The 6,795-nt window shown below is 49.6% G+C and carries 4 protein-coding genes and 1 pseudogene; all 5 read right to left on the minus strand.

Annotated features, from left to right (window positions below; all coding sequences use genetic code 11):
* Nucleotides 1-158: pseudogene (locus tag DJ69_RS18805) on the minus strand (IS5/IS1182 family transposase); the annotation flags it as partial.
* A gap of 482 nt (nt 159-640) precedes the next feature.
* Nucleotides 641-1,501 carry a DMT family transporter gene (locus DJ69_RS08750; RefSeq protein WP_099255262.1) on the minus strand — a complete coding sequence of 287 codons (861 nt, stop codon included), beginning with the start codon at nt 1,499-1,501 and terminating at the stop codon, nt 641-643.
* A 1,583-nt stretch (nt 1,502-3,084) separates the two neighbouring features.
* Entirely contained in the window at nt 3,085-3,876 is a 792-nt protein-coding gene (locus DJ69_RS08755; protein ID WP_099255265.1) for an SDR family oxidoreductase, read from the minus strand.
* Between the two features lie 170 nt (nt 3,877-4,046).
* The gene (locus tag DJ69_RS08760; protein WP_099255263.1) at nt 4,047-5,207 is read right to left on the minus strand and encodes a pyridoxal phosphate-dependent aminotransferase; all 1,161 of its coding nucleotides are present in this window, start codon (nt 5,205-5,207) and stop codon (nt 4,047-4,049) included.
* Between the two features lie 96 nt (nt 5,208-5,303).
* Nucleotides 5,304-6,233 (minus strand): DUF1152 domain-containing protein, encoded by a 930-nt coding sequence (locus DJ69_RS08765; RefSeq protein ID WP_099255264.1) that lies wholly within the window; start codon nt 6,231-6,233, stop codon nt 5,304-5,306.
* Nucleotides 6,234-6,795: the final 562 nt, after the last annotated feature.

Raw genomic sequence — 6,795 nt, forward strand, 5'->3', positions numbered from 1 at the left:
GTCGCATCCATGTGAACCCGCAAAAAATGGAGCGTGACATGCTTCCAGCCGGGAAATCCGTGGCCAGTCGGATCACTCACCGCCGTTGGACTGGCGGCACAGCGCTTTTGAGCCAGCGACGCGGCTTGCTTAACGAAGCGGAAGAGGAGCTTGGACACATTCGGCTCTTCCGCTTCGCTTCCACCTTTACAGCGACGCTATCCCGCCGCCTTCTGCGGATTCAACAGAGCACTATAGTGAGCTCCAGAAGCATCTGCACACATTTTCAGTAAGCATCCGAAAGTCGGTTGATAGAACTGCTCTCTTCTAGCTGGCCACACAAAGGGTTCCAGATTCTACTATAGTGTTGGGTGGTCAGAAGAAGTTCGTTCCACGCAAATAACGTTTCCCACGTAACTAGCTTTTAGAATGAGCGCACCTTATGAACGAAACGGTGATGAGAAAAACAACATTGAATTAACGACCAGAATCTCACCTCTCCTATCGTCTCATCACGTTTGCAGAACTGTTCGCGGTCTGGCGTCCACTCGTGGTACTCCCACTAATCCACAGTTCATCACGTCTAAAGTCGAACGTGTTGGGTTCCAGATCTTGAAGGTAGATGTACTTGACGACGGCCCTGAGTTCTGATTGCCCGAGGCTACCCCCGCTGGATAACGAGCACACCGATCAGTATCAGTAACCCTCCGACGACTGTTGCTCCTGCCAGTGGATCGTCAAGCAATATTATACCAAGGACGACCGCCGTCGCCGGTTCCAGGCTTGAGATAATGCTTGCTCGACTCGCCCCAACCTCGGCTAGCCCAGCGAAGAATGCACCGATCGGGATCCCTGTCCCAACCAAGGCCACTGCCGCTAGGATCGCCACCTCGTTCCCTGTGGTAGGAATTGAGAGTGAGTTGGTCGCCACTCCGAAAACTACGAAACTAGCTCCCGCAGAAGGAAGGACGTACGCCGTCAGCGTCTGTGGATCAATATTGTCGACAGCGACGTGGCTGGTCACATAGTACCCGGCGTAGACCAGTGCTGCCCCGAGTACGATAGCGACTCCGCGGGGATCTGCGCCTACGGGATCGACACCGGAGATCACGGCTATGCCGCTCAGTGTGAGCGCGAGGCCGACGACGATGTGGCGGGAGATCCGCTCGTTGAGAAAAATGTATGAGAGGACGACGACGAGTACCGGGTATGTATAGACGACTAAGCTGACCAGACCGGCAGTCATGTACTCTAAGCCGAGAAAGTACAGTCCGCTCTGGGTAGCGTAGAACCCAGAACCGAGGAGAACGGCGACCCCGAGCGATTGGCCGTGGAGAAGTTTCAGCTTACCGCTGTAAGCCACTAGTGCCCAAATGAAGAGTGTCCCGCCGAGGAAACGGTAGGTAAGAACCGTCGAGATCGAGAGGTCGGCTGCAGAGGCGTACTTCCCGAGAACACCCAGGGTGCCGAACGACACTGCCGAGAGCATCATCAACAGGATGCCTCTCGTCTCACTATTCATGCCACTATGTCTGTGTGATACATACAAAAAGATGCGTTCGCCGGAAAGCCTGATATCGAGTCAAAAATGTTCTGCCTTCATTTAGATAACATATTAATGTCTAATATGGGATCTTTTTTAAACTACTAGGATGTGAGATAGCACCATGAGAAAACCATAAACAATTTATATGGTTCAATTTGTTGGATTATTAGTCTTATTAATGCTATTTTGGGAGAAAAATCCGGGACTTATTTTATTTTGCCTTCGAACAAATTCTGAGTTTAAAATAAGAAAATGTTTTAAATACACACATTTAAATATTCACGGTGGATCTAGATCTTGTTATCCGCGGGGATAATCACTACTGCTTAGAAACTTGGTTCAAAGAATGAAGTGTCGCAGCAGAAGTCCGTAAACCGGATCATCAGTCTGTTAACTACGAAATGCTGTACTTGGAAGACGAATTCAATGCAAAAACATATCTATCCTGTCGCGTCACCCCTGGTGAACCAATATACTGTCTTTTGGAAAATCAATAGTGGCAAACTGATTATTATCTTTTCAGAGTTACCGAGTCAGGACTAAAACTCATTCTTATAGACTACCATTACAATAGTACTGATGTAATTTCTAACAAATCAATACCGTGGGATATGACTACGGTAGAATATATCTATCACATCCAATTATTGTCATCCCACAGCTTCGATCAACCATTATTCCGCGATCCAGTCTTATACCCAAGTAGTGGATTACAGGCGTACTATTGTAATTTCTTTCAGAGTCTCAGGCTGACTGCTGCATAATACGACGAATTTGTCTTGTATCAGTATTGAGCTATATTTCGAAGTTTCAATTTCGATCTCGTATCCTTCGTTTTGTCCTAAGCCATTTGCTTATCAACCCGTCTATATACAACATGTATATACACTCTTTTGCATGAAGAGTCGGATTGGACGGCGGACAAACTACACTAAGTGCTAGTGCTTGGAGCCAATTTCTCGAACTGATATAGTGAGCTCCAGAAGCATCTGCACACATTTTCAGTAATCCTCCGAAAATCGGTTGATAGAACTGCTCTCTTCTAGCTGGCCACACAAAGAGTTCCAGATTCTACTATAGTAGCTCGACTGTCTCCCACAATAGGTATTACACATGTTCATTTTGTAGGGTATGTTGACTTTTTTCACTGGCCCATCCTAGAAAGCGACATGGACATCTCTCAGAGGATCAAAAAACCACTCTAGAGTCCAATTTCCACGAAATGCTCGTTAGAGACAACATCAACTCAACCTATAGTATTATTTCAATAAATCGTCAATATGAATCACATCCTTCCAATATCTCCACCAATAAGAAGTTCTAGTTTAACATATTTATGTAATAAGGACAACCTGTTTACAACACGCAGGTCGTTATTTATTGTTACTTGGATAATGTATCTTAGAATGTAGATTGCCGTCTAGAGTGGAAGCGTTTTAACAACGTTGAGTGCGATAATGTCTGGCTACCAGTGATGACAAACCGTTGAAACCGTATTGTTGGATAGATAAATCAGCGATATGCTGGAACAGTGGTCTGGGAGAGAACTTAATACAAAATTAGAGGTTTGAACTCCCGTCACCACCGTCGACGGGGATCGACGTACCATTCACGTAGCTGGAGCGTGGCGAGGAAAGAAATGCCACGACTTCTCCTAGTTCCTGTGGCTGGCCGATCCGCTCCATCGGATTGTCTGAACCGCGTGCTTCTAACCCTGATTCCACCGAATCGTATTCACCGCGTTCAACACCTTGTTCCACTAGATTCCGAATACGTGTCGTCTCGTGGGGTGCCGGGAGGACCGCGTTGGCACGTATGTCCGGTGCAAGTTCCTTGGATAGAGTCTTTTCGAGACCGATGACGCTCATCCGTACGGAGTTAGACAGAACAAGCGAGTCGATGGCCTCCTTTACGCTTCTAGAAGTGATATTAACGATGGTCCCATATTCACTCTCCTGAAGTAGCTCGACCACCTCATTAACGAGTCGAACGACACTCATAACGAGGAGGTCAAATGCCTCGTACCAGTCCTCCTCGGAGGTTTCAAGAAACGGGCCGCTCGGGGGACCACCAGCATTCGTTACCAAGTGGTCCAGCTGACCGAACTCTTCAACGGTTCGGTCTACGAGCGTCTCAATGTCGTCGCGATCGGTCAGGTCACCGGGAACACCAACAATGCGTCCGTCACCGAGTTCATCGAGCTCTGCCACGGCATCTTCCAGCCGGTCCCCATTCCGCCCATTGATGACGACGTTTGCGTCTTCTTTGGCGAAGATTTCTGCTGATGCTTTGCCAAGTCCACTACTTGAGGCTGTAACTAGAGCCACGTTGTCTGCTAACTGAAGTCCCATTGCACCTAAAATCCTCTCGGGGAGATACATAGTATTAACGTCATTGATATGCATAGCCGCAACGCGGAATAGATTGTATGATATAAAGCACCGGAAGAATTCACCCGAGGCCGCTATCGTCACATTCGGGCTATTTCACTGTGCTGGGAGATCTTGTATCAGGGTTCGGGTCACAGCCAGTGTTCGAGCCGGTCAAACGCCTCGTCGATCTGTTCAACCGAATTCGAGTACGCGATCCGCAGATTCCCTTTGCCGGCGTCTCCAAAGACACTTCCGGGAACGAGAGCGACACCGCTTTCGCGTAGCAAGGAAAACACGAATTCCTGATCGTCGGTGTAGCCCTCCGGAAGGGTTGGGAACGCGTAAAATGCGCCGGTCGGATCTGGACATGACATTCCAGGAATCCGTTTAATACGCTCACAGACCCGATCTCGCCGGCGTTCAAATGCCTCAACCATCGGCTCGTGGAGCCCACTACCAACGGCCCGAACAGCGGCATGCTGAGATATCGATGGTGCACATGTCGATGTATACTGCCGAGCACGGATAATTGGGTCGACGAGGTCGACTGGGGCTGCGAGGTATCCAAGTCGCCATCCAGTCATTGAGTAAGCCTTGGAAAACCCGTTTATAGTTACCGTACGGTCTCGCATCCCGTCTAGTGCGGCGAGGCTGTGATGTGATTTGTCGTCATAGAGGATCTTCTCATATATCTCATCAGAAAGTACGATGAGATCATTGTCGACGGCGAAATCTCGAAGCGCCTTCGCCCGTTGTTCAGAAAGAACACCACCAGTAGGATTGTTCGGGCTGTTGACGATCAGGAGCTTCGTCTGCGCGGACACAGCCTTACGAAGTGAATCAATATCTGGCTGAAAGCCGGTAGCGGGATCGAGTTCGTATGTGGTTGGCTCACCACCGGCCAACCGGACACCAGCGGGATAGGTCCAGCTTGGATCTGGGAGAAGTACCTCATCGCCTGTCCCGATGAGCCCCATCAGGGTGACAAATACTGCTTCGGTCGCACCGCACGTGACTACGATCTCGTCATCCGGATTGTATCGAATGCCGTTTTCCTCCTCCAGCTTTGTTGCCAGCTTTTCCCGAAGCGGTAAAATCCCATAGTTCGAGGTGTAGTGTACATCTCCACGATCCAACGCCTCGATTGCGCCCTGTTTAATCGGTGACGGCGTGTCAAAATCTGGTCGTCCGATCTCAAGATGGACGATGTTTTGCCCCTGTGCCTCGAGACGGTCGCATTCTTCGAATACTTCTCTGATACCTGAGAACGGTACATTTGCCATTCGGTTGGCTTCTGGTTGTTCGAGCATACAACAGAGGTGTCTAACTCGAACCTTATAATAATATCCTGTGAATTGCAAGACACCCACCCGACACGGCGCTAGATGATGTAGACTACTTAGTGGTCAGATGTTGTTGTCGGTTTGAGACTGCTCGTATGAGAGTTCTGTATCGAACCCCTCCGAACGGAGGCGTCTATCAGCTTCATCGATGCTGTCAGTTCCGGAGACGATAGACGCTAGATCCGAGTGATCAGCGACTGCGGCTGTCTCTAAGTAGAACGTTACTGTGCTGGCTGGCGTGAGATTGACGGTTCTCTTTCCGTCCCGTATTGGGTGCGTTCCGACATCTCCCTGACTGACGCGGAGTGGGAGGCGGCTTGCGTCTGTAGGAACCTCTTTGACGATCTGTTCGAGCTCCTTGCCCACCATGGATGATAATCCCCACGCGCCTAGAAGTCCCTCGTCGGCCGCAACCGAACCCATGTTCTGGTGAAGCTCGGCAAGAGTGAGTTCTCCGTCACTTCCATATCCGAACATCCCGATACAGGTGGGAAACGAGAGTTGCGTAAGAGCCGCTAACGAGACTCCATCGGCAAGAGGACTAACTATTCCTTTCTCAGATCCCGATGCAAGGACATCACCGCCCGAGTCGACACCGATCACCATATCAATATCTAGATAGTTGCACGCAGCCTCCAAGCCCACACTGAACCCCTCTGCGCCGTTGGTCACGTCAAGGAAAGCGACATCCCGCCCCAGAGAGGACGCCACGGTTGTCTCTGCAAATTCGATCCCGTCGTGCGTACGCGTATCACCTGATCCGAGAGCCAACGACTCACTCACACAATCAACCCCGTCAAGTTCGTCGAGCGAACGCGGTCCGGGCTGTGGATCGACGATGGACCGTTCCCACGCCAGACCTCCGATAACTGTTTTGACCCCGTGTTGTTCCAGCAACCGGACTGTTGGAAGTGTTCCGACCACATCACCGCCGCCACCGATTCCGAAAACAAGCGCCCGCGAGCAATCGAAGACCTCCTCAAGCGAATCCATATTATTACACTTGTAATGAGCGATATTAAATATGCCGTCACGAAGGGTGATCAGGGTGTTGGTGACGCGAGAGTGGCAGCATCCTGCGACAGAAGTTGAGCGACAGCGAGCATGGACTCCGTGTGGGTCTGGTTTCTAACGATCAGGGGGAGTTCGATGAGTGGCTTGGCGACGGGGAGTCTGGAATGTGCTACATCAACTGGAACCAGAGCGTGACCACAGGCCCAATAGTACAAGCCCAGATCTTGTCGTCTGGGAGTTCTCTGGAACTACCAGGAAGTTCGATGGAGGTTATTGGCATCTTCAGCAGTTCATACGTTCGAACAAAACTGCGCTCGTAGAGTGGAAGCTTCGCTCCCGGCAATCGTACCCGATATACATTGAAAGAATTCCGTTGATTGATCGATAGGATCTCAATTTAACGAGGATTATGAACTATACTCGCCTTCTACATTGTTATTCTAAAATACCTTCCCTCGTTTAGAGACAGGCCCTTATTTGGGCTTGGGGATATTTGATCACGAAAATAAATGTTAATTATTTTTATTTTAATAAATTAATA

The organism is Halorubrum persicum (assembly GCF_002727125.1).
Lineage (GTDB): Archaea > Halobacteriota > Halobacteria > Halobacteriales > Haloferacaceae > Halorubrum > Halorubrum persicum.